The 21,465-nt window shown below is 55.8% G+C and carries 17 protein-coding genes; all 17 read right to left on the reverse strand.

Going from position 1 to position 21,465, the window contains the following annotated elements; translation table 11 throughout:
• Positions 1-201: 201 nt before the first annotated feature.
• The 17 genes from KI810_RS14095 to KI810_RS14175 all read right to left on the reverse strand — a co-directional run bounded on the left by KI810_RS14095 (position 202) and on the right by KI810_RS14175 (position 21,129).
• Positions 202-2,352, reverse strand: a complete 2,151-nt coding sequence (locus KI810_RS14095) for a RelA/SpoT family protein (RefSeq protein ID WP_214176204.1) — start codon at positions 2,350-2,352, stop codon at positions 202-204.
• Positions 2,353-2,498: 146 nt separating this feature from the next.
• On the reverse strand, positions 2,499-2,705 hold the full coding sequence (gene rpoZ, locus KI810_RS14100) for a DNA-directed RNA polymerase subunit omega (RefSeq protein WP_214176205.1): 207 nt from the start codon (positions 2,703-2,705) through the stop codon (positions 2,499-2,501).
• Between the two features lie 52 nt (positions 2,706-2,757).
• On the reverse strand, positions 2,758-3,381 hold the full coding sequence (gene gmk / locus KI810_RS14105) for a guanylate kinase (RefSeq protein ID WP_214176206.1): 624 nt from the start codon (positions 3,379-3,381) through the stop codon (positions 2,758-2,760).
• 78 nt (positions 3,382-3,459) lie between these two features.
• The gene (locus KI810_RS14110; RefSeq protein ID WP_214176207.1) at positions 3,460-4,338 is read right to left on the reverse strand and encodes a YicC/YloC family endoribonuclease; all 879 of its coding nucleotides are present in this window, start codon (positions 4,336-4,338) and stop codon (positions 3,460-3,462) included.
• A 13-nt stretch (positions 4,339-4,351) separates the two neighbouring features.
• The gene (locus tag KI810_RS14115) at positions 4,352-5,743 is read right to left on the reverse strand and encodes an undecaprenyl-phosphate glucose phosphotransferase (RefSeq protein ID WP_214176208.1); all 1,392 of its coding nucleotides are present in this window, start codon (positions 5,741-5,743) and stop codon (positions 4,352-4,354) included.
• 20 nt (positions 5,744-5,763) lie between these two features.
• Positions 5,764-6,672: a glycosyltransferase family 2 protein gene (locus KI810_RS14120; RefSeq protein ID WP_214176209.1), complete on the reverse strand. Its 909-nt coding sequence runs from the start codon at positions 6,670-6,672 to the stop codon at positions 5,764-5,766.
• Positions 6,669-7,802, reverse strand: coding sequence for an ATP-binding protein (locus KI810_RS14125; protein ID WP_214176210.1), 1,134 nt, complete (start codon positions 7,800-7,802; stop codon positions 6,669-6,671). The genes KI810_RS14120 and KI810_RS14125 overlap by 4 nt, the downstream gene beginning before the upstream one ends.
• 199 nt (positions 7,803-8,001) lie before the next feature.
• Entirely contained in the window at positions 8,002-8,997 is a 996-nt protein-coding gene (locus tag KI810_RS14130) for a glycosyltransferase family 2 protein (RefSeq protein WP_343213510.1), read from the reverse strand.
• Positions 8,998-9,046: 49 nt separating this feature from the next.
• Positions 9,047-10,267 carry a glycosyltransferase family 4 protein gene (locus KI810_RS14135; protein WP_214176212.1) on the reverse strand — a complete coding sequence of 407 codons (1,221 nt, stop codon included), beginning with the start codon at positions 10,265-10,267 and terminating at the stop codon, positions 9,047-9,049.
• An 18-nt stretch (positions 10,268-10,285) separates the two neighbouring features.
• Positions 10,286-10,849, reverse strand: coding sequence for a class I SAM-dependent methyltransferase (locus KI810_RS14140; protein WP_214176213.1), 564 nt, complete (start codon positions 10,847-10,849; stop codon positions 10,286-10,288).
• Entirely contained in the window at positions 10,827-11,831 is a 1,005-nt protein-coding gene (locus KI810_RS14145) for a glycosyltransferase family protein (protein WP_214176214.1), read from the reverse strand. The genes KI810_RS14140 and KI810_RS14145 overlap by 23 nt, the downstream gene beginning before the upstream one ends.
• Before the next feature lie 106 nt (positions 11,832-11,937).
• Complete coding sequence (locus tag KI810_RS14150; protein WP_214176215.1) at positions 11,938-12,972, reverse strand: class I SAM-dependent methyltransferase; 1,035 nt, start codon at positions 12,970-12,972, stop codon at positions 11,938-11,940.
• Between the two features lie 37 nt (positions 12,973-13,009).
• Positions 13,010-14,605 carry an O-methyltransferase gene (locus KI810_RS14155; RefSeq protein ID WP_214176216.1) on the reverse strand — a complete coding sequence of 532 codons (1,596 nt, stop codon included), beginning with the start codon at positions 14,603-14,605 and terminating at the stop codon, positions 13,010-13,012.
• A gap of 89 nt (positions 14,606-14,694) precedes the next feature.
• Positions 14,695-16,170: a DUF362 domain-containing protein gene (locus KI810_RS14160; protein WP_214176217.1), complete on the reverse strand. Its 1,476-nt coding sequence runs from the start codon at positions 16,168-16,170 to the stop codon at positions 14,695-14,697.
• A 110-nt stretch (positions 16,171-16,280) separates the two neighbouring features.
• A complete protein-coding gene (locus KI810_RS14165) occupies positions 16,281-18,929 on the reverse strand; it encodes a glycosyltransferase (RefSeq protein WP_214176218.1) in 2,649 nt (882 codons plus the stop codon).
• 60 nt (positions 18,930-18,989) lie between these two features.
• Positions 18,990-19,847: an ABC transporter permease gene (locus KI810_RS14170; protein WP_214176219.1), complete on the reverse strand. Its 858-nt coding sequence runs from the start codon at positions 19,845-19,847 to the stop codon at positions 18,990-18,992.
• 25 nt (positions 19,848-19,872) lie between these two features.
• On the reverse strand, positions 19,873-21,129 hold the full coding sequence (locus KI810_RS14175) for an ABC transporter ATP-binding protein (RefSeq protein ID WP_214176220.1): 1,257 nt from the start codon (positions 21,127-21,129) through the stop codon (positions 19,873-19,875).
• Between the last annotated feature and the right edge of the window lie 336 nt (positions 21,130-21,465).

The raw sequence follows: 21,465 nt of genomic DNA on the forward strand, positions 1-21,465 counted from the left end.
GTTATCCTCCATTCTTTCCGAAAACGTCAATTTTCGATTCGGCCTGTGGCCTCACCCTGCGGGCAGCCTTCTCTGTCCAATTCCTTTAGAATTGTCGCAAGGTCAAGGCGCTCAAGCGGCGACGCGGAGGCGTACTTGAGGTACGCCGCACAAGGAGCTGTGCAGGGCAACGCAGAGATTGCAGAAACGTGGCGTTTTCCGTCAGCTTTTGATACGCTCCGCCTTGATGACACCCTCCACCTTCATGATGCCCGTGAGCACCCGCTTCAGGTGGTCCAGGTCCGTCACCTCCACCTCGAACAGGTTCACCCCGCGCTTGTCCACGGTGCTCTGGATGGAGGCGCTGGTGATGTTGGATTCGCTGTTGGCGATGGCCTGGGAAATCCCTGCAAGAATTCCCTTCTGGTCGTAGCAGAATACCCTTATCTTGACCGGCAGGGCGGACCGTTTGGCCTTCTCCCAGGTGACGTCGATGCGCCGTTCCGGATCGCTCTCCAGGGCCAGTTGACAGTCGGCAGTGTGCACCGTAACCCCCCGCCCGCGGGTGATGAAGCCGACGATGTCGTCACCGGGAACAGGATTGCAGCACTTGCCGAAACGGACCAGCACGTCCTCCACCCCGCTGATGTTGATGGCGCTGGATGATTTGCGGGTCAGTTTGTCGAAAACCTTGCCGAGCCGGGTCTCCTTGCGCTCCTGGTGCTGTTCCAGCCGCTCCGCCGGAATCAGCTTGCCGAGCACCTGGTTAATGGAGAGCTTGCCATAACCGACAGCCGCCATCAGGTCGTCTTCGTGAACGAAACCGAACTCCCCCGCCACCTTCTTCAGTTCGCCGCTCTTGAGAAGCTTGCCGTAGTTGAGGGAATAGCGGCGGAACTCCTTTTCGGCAATCTCGTGGCCGAGGGAGATGCTCCGTTTCCGCTCCTCGGTCTTGATCCATCCCCGGATCTTGTTCCGGGCCCGGGAACTCCTGACAATCTTCAGCCAGTCCTTGCTCGGGGTGTGGTGGGGGGAGGTGACGACCTCAATGATGTCGCCGGTCTTCAGCTCGTACTTGAGGGGAACAAGTTTGCCGTTCACCTTGGCCCCGACACAGCGGTGCCCCACGTCGGTATGGACGCTGTAGGCAAAATCGATGGGGGTTGACCCCTTGGGGAACCCCTTCACGTCCCCCTTGGGGGTGAAGACGTAGACCTCTTCGGGGAAAAGTTCCACCTTGACCGTGTCCATGAACTCCCGGGAGTCCTGGAGCTCCTGCTGCCACTCCAGCAACTGGCGGAGCCAGGCGAAACGCTTGATATCCTTCTCGTCGTACCCCTTCCCTTCCTTGTACTTCCAGTGGGCCGCAATCCCTGCCTCAGCGACCCGGTGCATCTCCGAGGTCCGGATCTGCACCTCCATCCGCTCGCCGAACGGACCGATCACCGTGGTATGGAGGGACTGGTACATGTTTCCCTTCGGCATGGCGACGTAATCCTTGAAACGGCCGGGAACCGGCTTCCAGGTGGAGTGGATGATCCCGAGGACTTCGTAGCACTCCCGGATGTCATCCACCAGGATGCGGATGGCGATCAGGTCGTAGATCTGGTCGATATCGACGTTGCGGTTCTCCATCTTGCGGTAGATGGAGTAAAGGTGCTTGCTCCGCCCCGAAACCTCCCCCTTTATCTCGTGCTCGGCCAGTTTCGCGGCGATGATGTCCCTGACTTCCTGGACGAAGGTCTCCCGCTCCTTTTTCTTCTTCGTCACCTTGGATGCCAGGTCATAGTAGACCTGGGGGTCCTGGTAGCGGAAGGAGAGGTCTTCCAGTTCGCTTTTGATCCAGGAAATGCCGAGCCGGTTGGCGATGGGAGCGTAGATATCCATCGTCTCCCGGGCAATGCTCCGCTGCTTTGGCTCCGGCTGGTACTGGAGGGTGCGCATGTTGTGGAGGCGGTCTGCCAGCTTGACGAGGATGACCCGGATATCGTTGGCCATGGCGAGGAGCATCTTGCGGAAATTCTCCGCCTGGCTCTCTTCCTTGGTCTTGAAGTGGATCTTGCTGATCTTGGTGACCCCGTCCACCAGGTTGGCCACCTCTTCACCGAAATTGGCCACCAGCTCTTCGTGGGTGGTGAGGGTATCTTCGATGGTGTCGTGGAGAAGCCCGGTCACCACGGTCGGCACGTCCAGCTTCAGGTCGGCCAGGATCGCAGCCACCTCCATGGGATGGACGAGGTACGGCTCTCCCGACAGGCGCGTCTGCCCCTGATGGACCTTGGCGCAGAAGACGTAGGCCTTCCTCACCAGATCAAGATCGGCGGCGGGATTATAGGCGGTTACCTTGTCGAGAATGTCGTTGAGCCTGATCATGGAGCAAACCTGGGTGGCTATGGAAAAGTAGGGGACTCTGCGTAAATCAGCTGCGTGCAGATATGAACCGCGTTCGGCTGTTTGCCGTGTTAAAGACAAAAAAAGGGCGGAAGCGTTTACGCTCCAGCCCCATTATGCCGCAGAAATTAACGGCTCTTTCGAGAGGTAATTTCGTAACTGACCTTCCCGGCGGCGATTTCCCGCAGGGAGAGGACCACGTTCTTGTTGCTGCGGTTGTCGATGAGGGGCTTTGCCCCCTTGTACAATTGCTTCACCCGTTTCGATGCCAGCATCACCAGCAGGAACCGGTTATCCACCTTCTCCAGACAATCTTCTACCGTTACCCTTGCCATTGTTACTCCTTTCTTAAAGGCCGGGACCCGTAATTCGTAAACCACCTAATCCCTAAGTCCCTGATCCCTGAACATCAAACAACTCCGACACCGCCTCCAGCACCCGGGAGGTCCGGCACCGCTCCGCCAGCAGGACCGACTTGAACTCCTCCACGGCCGTGCTGAACACATCGTTGACGATGATATAATCGTACCAGCGGGATTCGCGTATCTCCGCAGCCGCCCCCTGCAGGCGTCGCGCGATGACCTCCTCGCTGTCCGCATTGCGGCAGTCGAGGCGGCGGCGCAGTTCGTTGTAGCTGGGGGGGAGAATGAAGATGAAAACACCACCCCGGAAGCGCTCTTTCAGCTGCCGGGCACCCTGGCAGTCGATGTCGAGTATGACGTCTACGCCGTTCCGGCGATACTCCTCCAAGGTCTTGATGGCAGTGCCGTACAGGTTGCCGTGCACTTCGGCCCACTCGGCAAATTCCCCCTCCGCCACCATCCTCCGGAACTCCCCGGTGGAGACGAAAAAGTAGTCGGTCCCGTGGACCTCGCCGGGGCGCGGGGAGCGCGTCGTGTAGCTGACAGAATGCCGCAGGTTCGGGAAAATGTCAATGACTTCCTTGCACAGCGTGGTTTTGCCGGCGCCCGACGGTGCCGAAATGATGTAGAGCACGCCTTCACGTTTCATGGTAACCCCAGTGACCGGGGACCAGGGAACCGGGACCAGTATGAATCTTTACCGGCACCCGTTTCCCGTTTCCCGTTTTTACTCGATATTCTGCACCTGTTCCCGTATCTTTTCCAGCTCAGCCTTCAATTCCACCACCAGCGGGGTTATCTCAACATCCCCCCCCTTTGACCCGATGGTGTTCACCTCCCGGTTCATCTCCTGGAGGAGAAAGTCCAGCTTGCGTCCCACCGGCTCCGCCAGCTGCAACGCCCGGTCGAACTGCTGCAGGTGGCTGTCGAAGCGCACCAGTTCCTCCGTGACATCACTCCGGTCGGCCATGATGGCAATTTCCTGGGCAAGCCGCCCCTCGTCGAGGGGGGTATCGGCCAGGAGCTGGGCCACCCGCTCCTTCAGCCGCGCCGCGCTATCTGCTACCGCCACCGGAGCCCGTCCCCCTATCCTGGCTATAAGGGCGCCCAGGTTCTCCCGCCGGCTCCGCAGATCGGCAAGAAGCGCATCCCCTTCCCGCGACCGCATCTCCTCCAGCGCCCCGACTGCCTGTTCCACCGCAGCCAAGAGCTCCGCCTGCAACGTTTCGGCAGAGGTCTCGCTCTCACCCGTGGTCAGCACATCCCGTTGCCCGGCAACCAGTTGCAGACTGACCGGCTCGGCCAGACCCAAGGTGTCGCGCAATTCGCCCAGCGCCTCGAAATAGGCCCGGGCCAGGGGGAGATTGATCGTCGGCCGGGCTGCTGCATCCAGCACCCCTTCCCGCTGCACGAACACCTCGATCTTCCCCCGCTTGAGCCGTTCACCGACGCATTTCTTCACCTCGTTCTCAAAGGCCATGAGTCCCCGCGGCAGCTTGACGGATATCTCCCCGTACCGGTGATTGACCGACCGGATCTCCGCGCTTATCCGGCCGTGGGGCGCAACCACCTCCCCCTTGCCGTAACCGGTCATGCTCTTTATCATGATTCCTCCCGACTCAGTATGCGTTTTTGTTGATCAGTCCCCTGAACACCGTCAGGAACATGATCTTCACGTCAAACAGCAGGTCCCAGTTTTCTATGTAATAGATATCACACTCGATACGCTTTTCGATGGAAGTATCGCCACGCCAGCCGTTGACCTGGGCCCACCCGGTAATGCCCGGCTTGACCTGGTGTTTCACCATGTATTTAGGGACATCTTCCCTGAACTGCTCCACAAAAAAAGGGCGCTCCGGTCGCGGACCGACAACGCTCATACTCCCCGTGAACACGTTGAAGAACTGGGGAAGTTCATCCAGACTGGTCTTGCGCAGAAACGAACCGAATTGCGTCTTCCGCGGGTCATTGGGGGTCGTCCAGGTGGTCGCCGCCCTGGCATCGTCGGCAACACACATGGAGCGGAACTTGAGCATGTCGAATGGGCGGTTGTTCAGACCGATACGGCTCTGGCGGAAAAACACCGGCCCCGGCGAGGTCAGCTTTATGCCGGCAGCAATGACGATCATTACCGGAGAGGTGATCAGTAAGGCAAGGGAAGAGACGGCCAGATCGAACGTCCGTTTCACAAACCTGTTAAAGGGATCATCAAGGGGTATCTTTCTGATGTTCAGAAGAGGAATGCCGTCGAATTCCTCTATCACCGGGCTGCCGGGAAGGTATTTGTTGTAGTCCGGTATGATCCGAACCCGAACCCCTGCCTTCTCGCATCCATCGACAATTCCCCCGTACTTGCCATAAGCATTGAGCGGCAGGGCAACCACCACTTCGTCAATGGAGCGGTTCTCAAGGAGGCGCGGCAGAAGAGAGCAACATCCCATAACCGGCTTGCCAACTACCTTACCCTGCTGTTTCGATTCGTCGTCATCGAGAAAGCCTATGACATTGTAACCAAAATCACGGTGCGCGTTAACCTTGTGGGCAAACTCGACACCGACGGGCCCAGCCCCGACAATGAGCAGGTGCTTCTGGTTGTACCCCTTTTTTCTCAGATACCGCAGGGTCTTGCGGACGAAATATCTCTCCACGAGAATCAGGCATAGGCCCGACAGTGCAAAGAGGAGCGAGACTTCCCGGGAATACTGGATATCCTTGTTGAGAAACAGAACACTGTAGATCGTCACGATCCCCATGAAATGGGCCCGTACGATCATCAGCACCTCCTTGCGGTACATGCGGCTCCGCATGGGGGAGTACACATCCATGAAATGGTACACGACCAGCAGCAGGGGGACCATCCAGAGGGCGCCCCAGTAATACACGAACCCGAATCCGGCAAAACCGGTAATGTTCAGCTTGAAGACAATGGCTCCCGTGTAGGCGACCAGAAGTGACAGGGCGTCCAGCGAGACCTGCATGATATTGAAGAGACGCTGGTGTTTTTTTATCATGGCTATCCCGTCGTAAACGGCTATCCCCAGAACAACCTGTTCAGACTCACCCTTCTTTTGAGCCAGTCGGGGAGGTATTTTTCCTGAAGACCGAGCCGGTAGCCGGCAAATTTCAGCACCGTACGGAACAAGGCAGAAGGAATATACCATGGCGCAGTGCCGAGGAGGTATTTAAATTCCGAAACGACAAACTTTTTCCCCTCACCCTCCGCCCTGCCGAGTCCCCCCAGGAACCATTCTTCACGCCCATGGAACACACCGATATCGAAATAGCGGCGAAACTCCTCCCCCATCGAATAACTGTGCGAGTGCCGCACCTGCGCCTCGGCGCAGTAAGCAATCGTCCAGCCGGCCTGCAGCATTCTGGCGGCAACCCAGGTATCCTCGCCGAAAATGGCGTCGGACGGAAAACCGCCGGCCCCCCGTAGCGCTTCGCGCCGGTATGCTGCAAACGAATTGGAGAGGAAGGCGGTCTTTATCCCCCAGCGCGGGATGTCCGCCGTGCCCCTCATGTGGGATTCCGGCGGATAATTGAACAGGCGGGCATGGGCGGCAACAGGTGTCGCGCCTTTCGCCGGAAGCTGGCGACCGTAAGCCGCCCCGACACGGGGGTCGTCAAAGGCATCAACCAAACGTTGCAGGGAACTGGAATGGGCCAGAATTGCGTCCTGGGTCATGAAGATGATGATATCCGCATCCGGGCAAAGATCAACAGCGAGTTGGCGGGTGGCACCGTGGTTGAACTCAGTGCGGGGAATGGTGTGGACGCGGAAACCGGCAGCGGCAAAAAGTTCCGGGGTACCGTCCGTGGAGGAGGAATCAACGAGCAGTCGCTCGAATTCAGCGAATGACTGACCGTTCAGTGCGGCAAGAAACGCCTGTGCCGTTGCGGCAGCATTGAGAGTGGGGATACAGAGGGCACATTTCACGCCGCAAGCTCCGCCAACCATTCCGCCCCCTTCACAATAGACACCGGGCGGCGGTATTCTTCCTGCCGCAGTTCGCGGACGAGCAGGAGGGTCTGCGCTTCAGGGAACAGCCCGGCGAACCTGATAAGGGCGGGAGTTGGACTGTTATCAGCATGCTTGCATTCAATCAGATGGCTGGGACTGCTGTTCTCGCACAGCACAAAATCAACCTCAGCACCGTCCTTGGTTCTCAGATAATGGAGCGTGGACGATTTACCCAGGACATCCTGTTCAAACTGGATGTGCTTGAGCAACATCGCAGCGCAGGCGTTTTCCCATTTAATGCCCGCATCCCCAAGAACATAGCCTGTATCGAAGAAGTACACTTTGGGTTCTTTCAGGATTGCCCGCGCAACATTCCGGTGATACGGCCGCACCAGAAAAATAACGTACAGAGCTTCCAGAATCTCAAGGTATCGGGCAACCGTATTCGGCGCAATCTGAAGGTCACGGGCAAGGGAAGCGACGGAAAGAGGCGAACCGACACGCCCCCTCAGTAACTCGACCAGCAGGCGCATGACCCTGATCTCCTGAATCCGGGAAAATTCCAGCACATCCTCGCGGACCAAGTCAGTAAAGTACTGTTGCCGCCAGCGCTCTGCCTGAAGCGCCTCATCGGCAAGGAACGGCTCCGGCAGGCCGCCCCGCTCAATCAGGCGGTCAAGAGCATCGCCCGGCCTGGCATCGGTCATCTCGACCCATTCGCGTACGGAAAATGGATGGAGGCGGGCCTGGAAATAGCGGCCCGCCAAGGATTCACCCGATTGCCGAAATGTCTCCATGCGAGCACTCCCGGTGACCAGGATAGCCTGCCCCGGCGTCCGTCCGTCGAAAACACCTTTCAGGAACAACTTCCAATCTGACATCTTGTGAATTTCGTCAAACACAAGGAGATCAGGCCGGGGACTCCACGTCTGCGCAATCAGGACCCGCCGGTCATCGACAACATCCCAGTTCAGATACTGTGGTCGTTGATAGCCTGCCATCAGCTCCTTGGCCAGAGTTGTTTTCCCAACCTGGCGCGGACCGGTCAGCAGCACCATTTTCTTTCCCAGGTCGGAATGAATAGTGTCGGAAAGGTATCGCTTCATGACGACTATTATTCCACGCTTTGCATAATAGTCAAGACTTTTACGCAATACCATGAATAATAGTCGTACTGTTTTCCTCCTATCAGAGCATTACCGCGATAGGTCGGGGGACTGCAACTCATCTATTATTTGAGTCGGGAAGGAGTGATGAGGTGATGGGAATTCGTTGCGAAGTTAAGGGGGAGACAGAGGGCAAACATCAAGAGGCTGCTTGATCAAGGGCGAGCAGGTTTGCAAGAAATCCAATGGTACGAATTGTGCCGTGTTTGAAAAACCGGTATTTAAACATTGTTTTTACACGCTCTATTTTCGACATATAAGGAAGGTGCGCATAGGACTCAACCAGCTTTATCTGACTGGGGGTCATGTGGTCCCGATAGCGATCCAGTAGGGCTTGAGCTTGCTTCATTGTTCTCAGCATTGATGCTCGAACCTCTTGAGTGCTTTGCGCTTGTGCAAGAATTCTCCTGAAACCCCACCGCTTGGCGCCGATGCTGTTCCCCCCGTGCTGGCGATATAAAACGGTCGGCTCGTCTAGATACACGATTTTGCCGAAAGTGGCAGCAACCAACGCCAGCCACCAGTCGTGCATGATGGCATCCCGGGGTATGGGAGCGGCAAGTCTGGCCAAGGGGCGGTTTATCATCACCGTGCAACCGGTCACGGCATTTTGCGGCAGCAAGCGATTCAGGGAGATACCTACCTGTGGATTGAGCTTCTGGTATTTCCAGAATGAGGGGGCGATTGGCTGCAGGTCGCGGTCAACAACGCTGAGGTCGGAGTGGACCAGCAAGGGGGTGTCCGAGCCGTACCGGTCTTCGGCCGCTGCCATGACAGAAAGGGTTTTCTCGATCTTGCCCGGGAGCCAAACGTCGTCCTGGTCGCAGAAAAGAATATAGTTTGAGTCGGCATGTCCCAGCAGATTCGTGAAATTGCCCGCCGTCCCAAGCCTGCCGCAATTATCCTCGATGATGGTTACCAGGTCCGGACAGGCAGCGCGATACTTACGCAGCATATCCAGAGTTGCATCCTCCGAGCCGTCATCGCGCAAGACCAGTCTCCCCGGCCTGCACGTTTGCGCGTTAAATGAGGAGAGTAACGCCGGTAAATATGCAGCGCCGTTACACGTGGCCAAAAGAATGGAACATGACTCCCCTTTTGTCATGGAATAGGACCCTCTTATGCCACCAACCATCCCTGAAGCGGTCAAACAGCCGTTGAACGGCCAACCGGCAGCTCACTGCCTACAGGCTTCGGACGCGCTTTACCGCTTTATACACGCACTTTACGGCAGCTGAGATGGCCCAGAACTCACGCCTTGAGGCCAGATATGCCGCAAGTTTCTGGGCATGGGGGGGGACTGACTGCAGCGAATCCTTCGAGACAATCTCCTCCGGCAGCACCCCCCGGCACATGAAATCATAGACGTAGCAGATGCTGCTATCGAATTCCGCCCTTCTGCTGTTATTCGCCCAACATTTCGGATTGGATAACAGGTCGCTGTAATATTTTTCCAGGATATCAATGGAACGCTCCCACTCCCATTGCCCGGCCGTCCTCTCTCCACCCTCTATGAGCCTGTTTCGCAACCCTTCATCGTCAATCAGCATTTGCACGGCAGCACGGGCGCCTTCGATATCCTCGGGGTCAACGACAAGCGCGTTGACGCCATCCTCAATATACTCATCGTACCCCGTCACCCTGCCTACAACCGATACCCCGCCACAGGCCATCATCTCCATGGGGGGACCGAAGAACCCTTCGACGCGGCTGAGTTTCAGCAAGATATCGCAGCTTGAGTAAATCCTGCGCATTTCCAGCATGGGCATGTGTTCGAAGAATCGGTCGCACCGCCAGGCCGGCTGGGGAACGCCGTATGAACTGACGCACCATACGTCCACATCCATCGGGCGCACCGCCTCGAAAGCCTCGGACATACCCTTGTACGGCAAATTGATCGCCCCTTCCAGCAAAACTCGCAGCCGTTTACCCCGGGGTTCCAGGGGATCGCATTTATGAAAAACGGCCGGATCCAGACCGTTCGGCACCAGTTCCACATGGTGACCAAAGGTCTCGTTCAGCCATTTTTTGATCCACCTGGCTTCGGTGAGATAATTGACCCCCAGATAATAGGTAAGTGCCGTCAAGTGGCGCCATCGCGACTCTGAAGGGTGAAACCGTGTCTCATCGGATTGCACGAAATAACATTTTACCGTTGCCGGAACGTCCAGAAGCAGAAAAGAGGTGCTCCAGCCCGTAGCAACGAGCACATCCAGGTGCCCCTGCCAGTCCCCGAGCCCGACAACAGGTACCCGCTGGTCGGGAAACCAGTCCATCGCCTTGGCTTTTTCCGCGGAAAGCAGAACGACCTCGTGCCCCCTCTTCGCCAGGCGGTTGGCATGCTGGCAAACGACTGAAATCCCGCCGGAGACATCGCAGTTCGGAATAATGTAACCAATTCTCATGTGCCGTCGCCCAAACGTTTATTTTTTCTTTGCACAAAGCATGATTTGCCAACATGCATTGAAAAAGAAGGTCCGCGCAAAACTGAAGGGTATAAAAAAACGGGCAATGGTCTTCTTCCAATAGTCGGACGGGAAATACTCAATATCCACAATCCTGAACTTATCTTGAAAATCCATATTCTCGTAAAACCATTTTTCCGTTAAAAAAACATTGTGTCCCGGATACAATCCTTCTGCCGAACTGGCATAGGGAATGATTATGGTGAGATCTCCCCCGGGAATCAGGACACGATGTGATTCTCTGACAACATGACTGAGGTCCGAGTGCTCGAAAAAATGGGATGATCTCACTTCTACGCAACTATTGTCGTCAAAGGGTAGAGGGTGAGCATTCAGATCCATGAATATGTCCGGCAAATTATCCGCGTTGCTAATCTGACTGGATTCTCCCCGCAGATCATCAATGCCGACATAGCCAGGCGGCTTATAATAGCCACATCCCAAATCGAGCCTGATGCCGTCCGGATACATTCTTGTTATATCACCGATCGCACCGTACTTAGGATTTAACGTGAAATACATCCCCCACACTCCTCAACCGCTTTACGACCCTTTTTGCTACCCTAAATGCGGAAAAGATTCTGAAATCACTCTGCTTATAATCAAACTTCGGGTACCTGTTTTCCCCCAGATCAGATAGCAAGCGGGAAAACACATCTTTAGCATCAAGCAAATCCTTCACTCTTTGCAAACCGTTGTCGGAAATCCTCTTGCGTTCGTCCGGATGTGTCAGATAGTACTCAACTGCTTTCCGCAACTCACGTGGTGAACTGATTTCGACATAATCGACACCAGGGCGCAATAGCGTATTCGGGGTTATTTTTTCACTTATGACGAATGCGCCGGATGCTAGCAGCATCTGCAGTCGGGGTTCCCATGACACTTCATTTTCGGCATGTATGTTGAGACATATTTTCGACATGTTCACATACTCAACGAGGGGGGGGCCCCAGATTCCGTGGGCAATATGCAAGAAATTGTAAATATGCTTCAAATAGGAAAAATGTTCTTCCCTGTGCTTTGTACTTCGCCCAATAAAAAACAAATCCCACGATTTTTCTATTTCGAGCGGCTTATAAACTTCAGTTGCAACGGGAAAGGCGAACGCACCAGACAGCAACAAGCCGTCTTTTTTCAGAAAAGGTAATGAAGCCTCATCGTAATGAAAGACATAATCGTATTTTTTGTGTTTTATCTCTCTGAAGGCAAAGTACCTATTAATGGAATCGTACGTGTAATTGAGTTTATTGTCGATATATCTCGGAAAAGGTTCGCTGGAGAGATTAATCTTCACCCCCCGCAACTTCCCCAGCAGCGTTTCAGGCACGAATTCGCCCCGGAAAAATATATTGAAATCCGCATCGATCTCTTCCAGACAGGAAAGATCTTCATACTCCATGTCAAAATTATAGGGTACCTCATGCACGTCAAACACGTCACTCAGTGCATTTTCATAGCAAAAACGGAAATATTCAGGCTGACATATGAATGCGACTTTGTACATTTAGGGTAACCCGAAAATTTTGCGGAATAGTCCTTTATATTTCGCACCTTCTATTTCTTGTACATCATCCACGGCAATTCACTATATTCTTCCCGATGTGGAACAATTATTTCCTTATTAGCTGCATGCTGTGGAAAAAGTCATGGATCTGGGGATCAAAGGAATTCAGATTCAACTTTTCCAGGATGTTGAAATTGTGCTCCATCAGCGGGTCGTGCCAGGACTCGCTAAAGTGAAACAGGTGATAGGGGTCAACCATAGCAGGCGGTTCATTCTCGGGGTGATAGGGCTTATTGAGGTTGTTGTCGAAAAAGTCCCATGTCAGGAGGTATCCACCGAGTTTGAGCACGCGCCGGATCTCTGCCAGAACAGTATTAAGGGACAGAGTGTGGTCGAGCGAGGTGGCAGCGATAATTACATCAAAGGTGTCATCCTGCCAGGGCAAGAACTCTGCGAAGCCTTGTACGAATTCGAAGGGATGAGGCTCATAAGGGGGAAGCGGGTCCAGACCGGAGATAAGTCCCACCGGGTAGCCGAGCAGATATTCGCCCACCGGCCAGGGACCGCAGCCGACATCAAGCACACGGCCGTGCAGATAGGGGGCGATAAATCCGGCAAACAGGCGCGTAGCGTAGCGGGAGCTCACACCACAGTTATTGGAAGGGTCATTGCGGTAGTTCTCCGTCAGTTCGCTCATATTTACTGCCGACCACAAGCGGTAGTGTTCAGGCAGCAGGGCCTGCAGCCGAGCATGATACTCATCGAAAGTCTGGGGAGCCATCAACCGGCTGAGGACAGCCTGCGGCTGGTCCTGCCAGCGCGACCGGAAGATCATCTCACGAGTGGTCATCAGCAGCTTTATCGCCTCCAGACCTGCGTCCTTCTCTACAATGTGCGATTGGACATTGTCATTCAAGTTCAGGACGTAGGTGTTCATGTTCTCCACGAACACGCGCATACTCTCGGTGAAGCTGGTGAGGTTGGCAAGGTGGGCGGTGACATCACGCAGCGTGGCGCTGGTAACGGCCATCCTTTCGTCAAGGTCGTTCACCTGACGGGCCAGGGCTGCGTTTTCCGCCTGCAGCGTCTGGAGACGCTCGACCTCGGACTTTCCTTTTCGAAGATTCATGCCAAACAACATATGCCTCCTACCGAGCTTCTGATGAAAACGTTTATAGTTATGGCAACCTGAAAATTGTGCGAAACAGCCCCTTTTTATTCTCTGCGCTCTGCTTTCCGCGCTCCTGCATCAACTGTGATTCCTTCTCAACGGCTTGTCTCTTGTACTCCATCCACTCCAATTCCCGTTCATCCGTTTTCTTCTTCCATTCAACCCACTGGAGTTCTCTGTCGTCCGCCTGGCGTTTCCAGGCTATCCAGTTCTCATATTCCGCGCCGGCATTCCGGATCTGCCTGTATGCGTCCATGAGTATGCTGTTCATGGCCAGAGAGTCAAGGGCCATGGCAGCTGAGCGACTACTCTGCGAAATCGCATGGGACGTGATTGGTTGGTCAGTGCGTTCGAAAAGCCAGGTGAACAGCCCGTAGGAATTGTTTGGCGCGAAAGGATTGTTGTAGATAGCGTAGAGCCAGGGATCCAGATGCTGCAGAGGGAGATCCGTGCCGGCATACCCCTGCTGCGCAAAAAGTTGCGCCCAGCGCTGGAAGGGGAGCGCGTTGTCATGGGCGACGCCCAACTCCCCCGGTGGCGTGGCGGAGACAAGTACCCGTGGCGCACACACACACAACTCCGCGAGCAGACGTTCCGAATCCCCCAATCGAGGCAAAGCAGCATGAAGACAGATGCAGAGGTCCATCTCGGGCAAAGGTGGGAGGGGGCCCTGTTCGTCCCATGGCAGGTGCTTGCAGCCAAACGCCACCTCGCGGGCCGCATGAGTCACCTCGTGCCCCCGTGAAGCCAGCGTGGCGGCGTGTCCATGGGTATCGGGACCGACAAAAAGGATCCGGTTTGCGTCGAGATGACCATTAATCCAGGCGCAGCAGGCATCTACCATCGGTCCCTGCCACAACCCCTTCTCAGCTTCAGCCGGGGCAACTTGTAGGTCGACGCGGGACTCCCCTTTTCTGGTGAGAAATCCCATTCCATGATTCAACGCTCCATAGGGACAATGCTCGAGCGTAAATTCTGTGTGCTCGACCAGGAATCCATGCAGGGCACGACGGACATGACTCCCCCATTTGCCGAGCACGTCATGCATGGCTATAATTCCCTCCGGCGCAAGCCACTGCGCCGCAAGCTCAAGATCGGTTCGGACGGCAGACTCATAATGCAACGCGTCGATGAAAATAAAATCAAAGGGACCGTGGGCGCTGCAGACATCATTCCCTACAACGGTGATGGCTGTATCGATGCTGCTGTTTTCGGTCGCATAGGTCTTGCTGGTGGTACTTCCCCCCTCATGCCAGAACACCTTGTGTCCGACGCCAAGATCCTGCGCAACGGCACGACCGAGATCAAACGGTCGCATGGCGAGACCAAGCTCCGTCTGAGTCATGACCCCGTCTTCGACTCTGAGGGGCTGGTTCGGATCTATGGCATCGATGCGAACATCGCCGGGCAGCAGACTGGCCATGAGATTGGCAGTGATGCCCACGTATGAGCCGATCTCCAAAACCCTTTTGGGAGATTTTTGCGTCAGGACATGCATGAGGTCATAGGTGTCCGTCTCGGGCAGTGCCCACCCTGCCGCGACGTGGCGCGGCAGCCCCTTTGCCTCATACAGGTCCCATATCCTGTTCCGCAGTTTTTCCATTACTCGTCAGTCCTCAGGTTGCGATCCTTGATGCCGAACTACTCCCACTGGTCCGGAATGAAACGGTCCTCGTACGGGAAGGTGGCAACTCAATCCTGCTTTTCCACATGACCGGCCCACCCGGCTGTCGGGGTGAACATCAGCGAAGCACGGCGGGGTAAGGATATTGCTTTCTTGCCGCGCCACTCCCCGTTGCCGGCTTCAAGGACAACATCGTCGACCGATAACGACGTGAGCGGATACCTGGCGTTGTTAAACGCCTCGCGTACCGTGGGAATCTTTTCCGCGTCGAAGCCCATTATGGCTGCGAGCGCCATATCCAGGGCCGGCAGGTCGAAACCCGCAGCAATCACTCCCGCATGCTTGGGGGAAGCGATCAGCGGACCCTCCTTCTCACCGGCGACGATGGCGTCGACCAAACTGAATATGGTGCGCTGGGGCTCGGCGTGCAGCTTTCCACCTTTGTCCGCATAGCGGGCAATACGCACCAGGTCATGGGTAGTGCGCCAGATCGTATCGTTGCCGTACCAGCTCCCTTCGCTGAAGGGATCGGTATTCTGTTGCCAGGCTTTGCCCCATGCATAGTGAATTCCCTTGCGGACCTGCCGTGCAGCCCAGTGCCAGTTCGCGATCGAGAAAATGTTGAACCACTCCTCGAAAAATACCGCCAGTCGCTTGAAGCCATTTGCCTTGAGGTATTCGTCCCCCCCCTCTTCCAGCGATCCCTTCCTATGATGGGGGAGGCAATCCTTGTGCCCGATAATGCCGATGAAATTTTTCAGCGAGGCGGTCATCCCCGCCTTCCGGTGGGTTTTGAGTTTTGGCATCGTGATGATGACATCGGCTGAAAGTGCCGTACCGGAGATGAGATACCTGTCGTTGTCGACCGTGTGGTAGTGACGCATCTTGCGATGGTCGTAATTGGTGACCCGGAAATTGTGGCGATGCCTGCGGACATCGCAGTGGGCGCTTTGCCCATCCATGTCCACGAGCAGATACCCGAGCGGGTCACCCGGCGCTTCGGAAGTTTCGAGAATGCCATCGTCGTTATAACGTGACCGTACCTGGCGAAAATCGACATAGCGCAACTGCACCCCCCGGGATGCGTAAAAATCGCCCATGCACTCGTATCCCCGACTGGCGATCAACTTGTCGAAATCGCACGACTGGAGGGGGGCATCACCGACGATAATGGTCCCCGTCCCCTTCAGGGCGATTGCGACATAATCCAGCACGGCCCGGACAACCGATGGATTGGTGATCATCGTGTCGAGGTTGGGGTCGTCACCGCCGGGATGCCAGCTGAGCACCATGTTGGGCTTCACCAGAACCGTCATGCCGGGCTCAATAAAAGAACCGAAGGGGTTCCAGGCCGGAGTATCGAAGTTACGGGCATCGAGGCCGAGCTGATGAAGCGTCTCGCGGACCATGTCATAGGCATCGTTGGGTGATGCCACAATGCATTCAGTCCCCCATGGGTATTCGGGGTAGCTGCTACCCGGATGGAAGGGGGGCTCGTAGGAATAGGCCGCGTCAGGGCGATGTTCGATGTACAAATTGCGCATAGAAGTCTTTACTCTCACGTGGGGAATGACAGGTTGGCACCACCATTCCCGGTTACCCGTTCCTCCCCTTGGTCGGAACGGGCGTTCAAAGCATCTTACGATAATCCACCTTATGACCAACGCTCGTCGAGCAGTTGGAGAAAATCAATTGCTTGTGCAGTCCCGGGCCACATCGGTTCCTCGACGAAGGTAAGTTCACCCGACTCAGGGGTACCGTCCAGCCTCCAGTACCCTCCGCAGGCATGAAGAGGCCATGCCACATAGGTATAGCTGACTTCACCCACCACCACGCGGTCACCATCGTACATGCCATCGATGGCAACGCTCTGGGTACCCAGCTTGCGCGCCGTTTCAAAGGCCAACCGTATGAATCTCTGATCGATCGCACTCTGATCAAAATCCAGGAGGCCGCTTCCGCTCGCACGAAAATCATTGGGGCGGTTGTGGCGACGGAAAACGAAACAACGATTGCCGATGATGTTTGCGCGGGTGTCGAAGGCGTTGTCGGGCAAAAACTTCTGAAAAAGCACATACCCCTTATGGTATTCGTAGAAATAGGGACCAGGGTCAGGGGCAAAGCCGGTATTGAACAGGGAAGTAGCATGGGAGGAAATGGTGCTGTTTATCTGCTCCAGAGACCCATTCCGTTTTTCAAGCGAGAAGATCCCCTGGTTGAACAAACGGTGGATCCACCAGACGGCCTCATCGGCCGTATGGACGAGAATGACGTTGACGGAGCTTGCACCGGTAGAGAGCTTCAGAACCAGCGGGTAGTTTGCCTCGGAACGGGCCCAGCGTATCGCCCGGTCTCTCTCGAACCATATCCAGGTTGTCGGCCGCGGAATAGTGTGCGCCTCGAACAGAAATTCCTGCGAGACCTTGTCATCGTAATGCCAACAGGTCTTCTGGCTCGGGAAAACGGGAATGGTCCACTCCCTCTCGATTACCGGCAAAATACGTCTTGCCACCTGAAAGTGGCCCCGCAGGTGGGCCCACCTCCACATGAAACCATGGACATTGCGCAGTTGCGCCATAAGGTCGGAAGACCAGACATCCACAACCTTCACTTCATGCCCTTGGGCCTCAAAATAATCGATCCAGTGGCGGGAAAAACTGTTTACCTGCTCGGGGTTGGCATGGGGGGTCCATTCATCGGGCTGGATGGCGATCGTATAACGTTTGGGGGCTTTGAAGGCAAGGCCTGCCGCATTCGCCAGTTCGCCCGTACCCGGAAACAGCTTGCGATACGATTGCTCTACATCCTCGATGAAACTGTCCAGCGAAAATTCTTTCAGGGCCCGCTGTCGACCTGCTTCCGCCATTCGCCTGGCCAAAGCACGATCCGTGAGCAGATTCACCACCGAAGCCACAAGGGAATCCACATCATCGCGACCATGGACAAAACCGGTCTCCCCATGGACCAGGACACGCCCCGCATCTCCAACATCGCAGGCAACGGCAGGACAGCCAAAGTACTGGGCCTCCTGGAGCACATTGGGAAACCCTTCGCGCGACGAACAGAGAATGAGGGCATCGGCTGCGGACATGAGCGTGGGTATATCGGTTCGACGCCCCAACAGCAGAACGCAGTCATTTAGTCCCCTGCGTTCCAGCTCAGCCCGGACCTCTTCCTCCAATTGACCCATTCCCGCATGCAACACACGCAGGTTCGGTATCTTTTCACGGATCTTTTCGACGAGGTCTACGAAGAAGAGGGGCCGTTTTTCATGGGCAAGGCGAAAGGCACCCAGCAGAACCGGCGTATCGGCGGCAAGGGAAAGTTCGGCCCGCAGTTGTTGCACATCCTGTTCGGTGGGAAGGGGGGTAGCGACAAAGTCCATCCCATTGTGAATCACGCTCACGCTCTCGACAGGTACCTCCAGCCACGCAGCATAGTCGACAGCACCCGCAACCGAGTTGGCCTGGAGAAAAACCCTGGGGTGGCGGGCCACCAGGCGGTACTGGTCCAAGAGCCAGGTCGGCCATTCATAATAGGGGAAATTGGGGGGACTCACATTGCGAAAGCCCATGATTACCCGTGGCACCCCGGCAAGAATAGCTCCCCACGCTCCCGCAATATTGCTTAAATCCATCCAGCACTGGACAACGTCCGGCTTCAGCTTGGCAAAGGCATACGCCAGGGCCTGCACCTGCTGGCGAAGCTCGGGAGGCAGCGCCCGGCAGAGCCGTTCCGCCTTTTCGAAAGGGAGATTCTCCCAAAAATCATGGCCTAGACTCAGGTCCAACAGGGAAACGGGAACGCCAGCCTGCTCCAGAAACGGGGTATAATGATTTTCCGTCTCATCGGAAAGACAGTTGGTCAGCACCTGCACATGATGCCCCCGCTCCATCTGACCTCGTGCCATGTAGACGCACTGGCGTTCCGCCCCCCCGGGACCGAGACCCCAGATGTAATGCACGATGCGCATGGCCTGCCCCGTCCCGGCGGGGACATCTCCCCATGAAGGGGCGTAGGGACCGGGTGCATCGGCAAAACATTCGGTCGTTGAATACGTGGGGACATGCATGGAGTAGAACAGGCTGGAATGGTCAGAAATTTGCGGATCACTGCCTGCCGAATCTCCCGACGGGATGGAACATACCAGCTGGAGCGTGCACGAGGGATTGAGGGGGGAAACGGTCGTACCGCTCAGTCTCGCGAGCACCTTGGCGATGTTTCGCCGGAAAAAGTCTCCGTCCCGCCGACAGACCGCCGTAGCTATTTTTTGGATGTACATGGGGGTTTTTTTCAGGTCCATCGAACCGCTCCGTTTTCAAAATGTTCAGTTTCCACGCCGCTCCATTCAAACATCGGGAAGTTACAGCACATTCCCGAAAAAATTCTTGAGAACGACAAAAGATCGGGCGCCAATGCCGAGCAGCACTAGGGAAAAACCCGTAAAGACCAGCCAGGAGACGGGATTGGTAATCGTCCCGTAATAGAGCACGTCCTGATAGCACAATACCATGTGCGTTATGGGATTGGCCAACACGACCGGCTTGGCCCACGTCGGCACCATGTGCATCGAGTAGAAAATCGGCGTTGTGTACATTATCATCTGGGACGTGACCTGAATTATGTCTTTTGTGTCCCTGAAGAAGGGGGTTACGGAAGAAAACAAAAAAGAAATTCCGACCATTCCCACTATCTGCACAGCCACGAGAACAGGCCACAGCACCAGGGTCCACGGCAGATTCACCTGCTTGAAAAACATGAAGGTGATAAGCAGCGCCGTAGCAATCGTTTGAGTCAAAACAGCCGAGAATATGGCCTTGAGGGGTATTACCTCCACGGGGAACACCACCTGCTTCACCATGCTTGTTTCGTTGATGACCGCGTTCGGACTGCGGCCGAGAATCTCCTGAAAACTCATCCAGGAGAGGAGCCCCGACAGCAGGTAGATGGTGAAGTCGGCAGTCCCCTTTCCGGATGAAGGCCCCCTGATCTCAAAGACATAGGCAAAGACGAAGATGTAGAGGGAAATGATGAAAACCGGGTAGATGATAGCCCAAAGAGACCCGAGCCATTGGCCGGCGTAACGGTCATGAATATCCCTCTTGGACATCTCCCACAACAATCCCCTGCGGCAAAAAACGGTACCCGCAACGCTGACGATGGCCTGCAGATACACGACGGGATTCAGCTGGCGACCGATTAACCTGGCTATATTGTGCATACTATTCGCAGTTCCGTTGGACATATCAGTACACCCGGGCCGAGAGGTGTTCGAATTCCGGGGCCATATTGACTATGCTTATGTCGTGCACCCGCAGGGGTGTTGTCACGCTGAAGCAGAGCGCATCGAGATGCATGTCCAGGGTTGCACCATCGTCTATACAGCCAACGCTTGGCGACAAGAAGAACGTCCCCTTGGCCAACCACATGGTACAGGGGAGCTTGAACTCCAGAACCTCTCCCGATTTGCACGGAGGAAGGGGGATGCGCGCACCAAAGGTGTCGACCCCGAATACGTCCACACCACGCACGTCCCTCACCAGAAAGCCCACGGTCGGCTCCTGGATGTCCCGATCAAAGCGGGCACGGATCGTTACGGTGAATTTCTGCCCCGAAACCAGGGTGTTGACCAGACGCCCCTCCTCATTCTCAAGGGAGTAGGCGATGAGTTCCGCCCCCTTTTGCGTTCCGGTCCGGGTCGCCTGGGGGGATGGCGTGGCGGCAACCTCTTCCTCGCCACCGATTGCCGCCATTATGGGCGCATCCGGCGCGGTGCCGTTGCCGAGCAGCATCTGGTAATAGACACGTGAGACGTCAGCGGCGTTATCATCCATGAGGACCTGTCCCCGCTGAAGCAGCACTGCCCGGTCACAAAAGGAAGCGACCGTATTCATGTCGTGGGACACCAGCAGGACAGCGCACCCTCTGCGACGAAACTGCTGCATTTTCTCGAAGCACTTCCGCTGGAACTTGGCATCCCCGACCCCCAGTGCCTCGTCCACGATAAGGATATCCGGATCGATATGCACGGCCGTGGCGAAGGTCAATCGCGCCTGCATGCCGGAAGAGTAGGTTTTGAACGGCCGGTCAATGAACTCCTCCAGCTCGCTGAATTCGATGATTGATGCGAGCTTCTTCTCGATTTCCTTGCGGGTCATGCCGAGACACAACCCACCGGTAATGACGTTCTGCCGACCGGTATACTCCGGCCGAAAGCCGGTCCCCAATTCCAGGATGGCCGAGATACGGCCATTGACTTCCACGTTGCCGGAGGTCTTGTCCAGGGTGCCGGCGATGATGCGCAACAGGGTGCTCTTGCCAGCCCCGTTACGCCCCATGATACCCACTGCCTCCCCTTTGCGAACGTCGAAACTGACCCTGTCCAGAGCGACAAACTCCTGAGGCGGCTGGCCGATGAACTCCTTGAAGAGCTCCCGGGGAGACGTATACAGCTTGAAAGCCTTTGTGAGATCGCGCACCGATATGGCGTTAAATGAATTCATACTGTTTCCGTTAAATTTCCATGCCGCAGTAAGAAATAGTCGGCATCATGCACCTCTTAAGGCAAAACGGGGAGGTATGCCGCCTGCCGTTGTCTCCCCGGAAGCTTGATGCCAAAGGTCGGCGGATGAAACAGCGACATGACAGTCGCACGAAAATTATGGTCCACCGTAGCTGCGAAGCTGATGCCGGCAGGCAAAAGAAGCGCGGGACACCGAGAGGGCGAAGCATGGAAGAGGACCGCCCCCGGCAACTGCAGAAAGAATCGCCGCAGGAAGACACCGATCTGACATGGTTTACGTAATCAACGTCCGGGACGGTCCGAATGACATCGCCAC

Origin of the sequence: Geomobilimonas luticola, assembly GCF_018476905.1 — a bacterium.
GTDB lineage: Bacteria > Desulfobacterota > Desulfuromonadia > Geobacterales > Geobacteraceae > Geomobilimonas > Geomobilimonas luticola.

Bases quoted from the DNA above. Each gene is read 5' to 3' on its own strand.
- KI810_RS14095 (WP_214176204.1), bottom strand. From the start codon at position 2,352: ATGATCAGGCTCAACGACATTCTCGACAAGGTAACCGCCTATAATCCC.
- rpoZ (WP_214176205.1), bottom strand. From the start codon at position 2,705: ATGGCAAGGGTAACGGTAGAAGATTGTCTGGAGAAGGTGGATAACCGG.
- gmk (WP_214176206.1), bottom strand. From the start codon at position 3,381: ATGAAACGTGAAGGCGTGCTCTACATCATTTCGGCACCGTCGGGCGCC.
- KI810_RS14110 (WP_214176207.1), bottom strand. From the start codon at position 4,338: ATGATAAAGAGCATGACCGGTTACGGCAAGGGGGAGGTGGTTGCGCCC.
- KI810_RS14115 (WP_214176208.1), bottom strand. From the start codon at position 5,743: ATGATAAAAAAACACCAGCGTCTCTTCAATATCATGCAGGTCTCGCTG.
- KI810_RS14125 (WP_214176210.1), bottom strand. From the start codon at position 7,802: ATGAAGCGATACCTTTCCGACACTATTCATTCCGACCTGGGAAAGAAA.
- KI810_RS14130 (WP_343213510.1), bottom strand. From the start codon at position 8,997: ATGGTTGGTGGCATAAGAGGGTCCTATTCCATGACAAAAGGGGAGTCA.
- KI810_RS14135 (WP_214176212.1), bottom strand. From the start codon at position 10,267: ATGAGAATTGGTTACATTATTCCGAACTGCGATGTCTCCGGCGGGATT.
- KI810_RS14140 (WP_214176213.1), bottom strand. From the start codon at position 10,849: ATGTATTTCACGTTAAATCCTAAGTACGGTGCGATCGGTGATATAACA.
- KI810_RS14145 (WP_214176214.1), bottom strand. From the start codon at position 11,831: ATGTACAAAGTCGCATTCATATGTCAGCCTGAATATTTCCGTTTTTGC.
- KI810_RS14150 (WP_214176215.1), bottom strand. From the start codon at position 12,972: ATGTTGTTTGGCATGAATCTTCGAAAAGGAAAGTCCGAGGTCGAGCGT.
- KI810_RS14155 (WP_214176216.1), bottom strand. From the start codon at position 14,605: ATGGAAAAACTGCGGAACAGGATATGGGACCTGTATGAGGCAAAGGGG.
- KI810_RS14160 (WP_214176217.1), bottom strand. From the start codon at position 16,170: ATGCGCAATTTGTACATCGAACATCGCCCTGACGCGGCCTATTCCTAC.
- KI810_RS14165 (WP_214176218.1), bottom strand. From the start codon at position 18,929: ATGGACCTGAAAAAAACCCCCATGTACATCCAAAAAATAGCTACGGCG.
- KI810_RS14170 (WP_214176219.1), bottom strand. From the start codon at position 19,847: ATGCACAATATAGCCAGGTTAATCGGTCGCCAGCTGAATCCCGTCGTG.
- KI810_RS14175 (WP_214176220.1), bottom strand. From the start codon at position 21,129: ATGAATTCATTTAACGCCATATCGGTGCGCGATCTCACAAAGGCTTTC.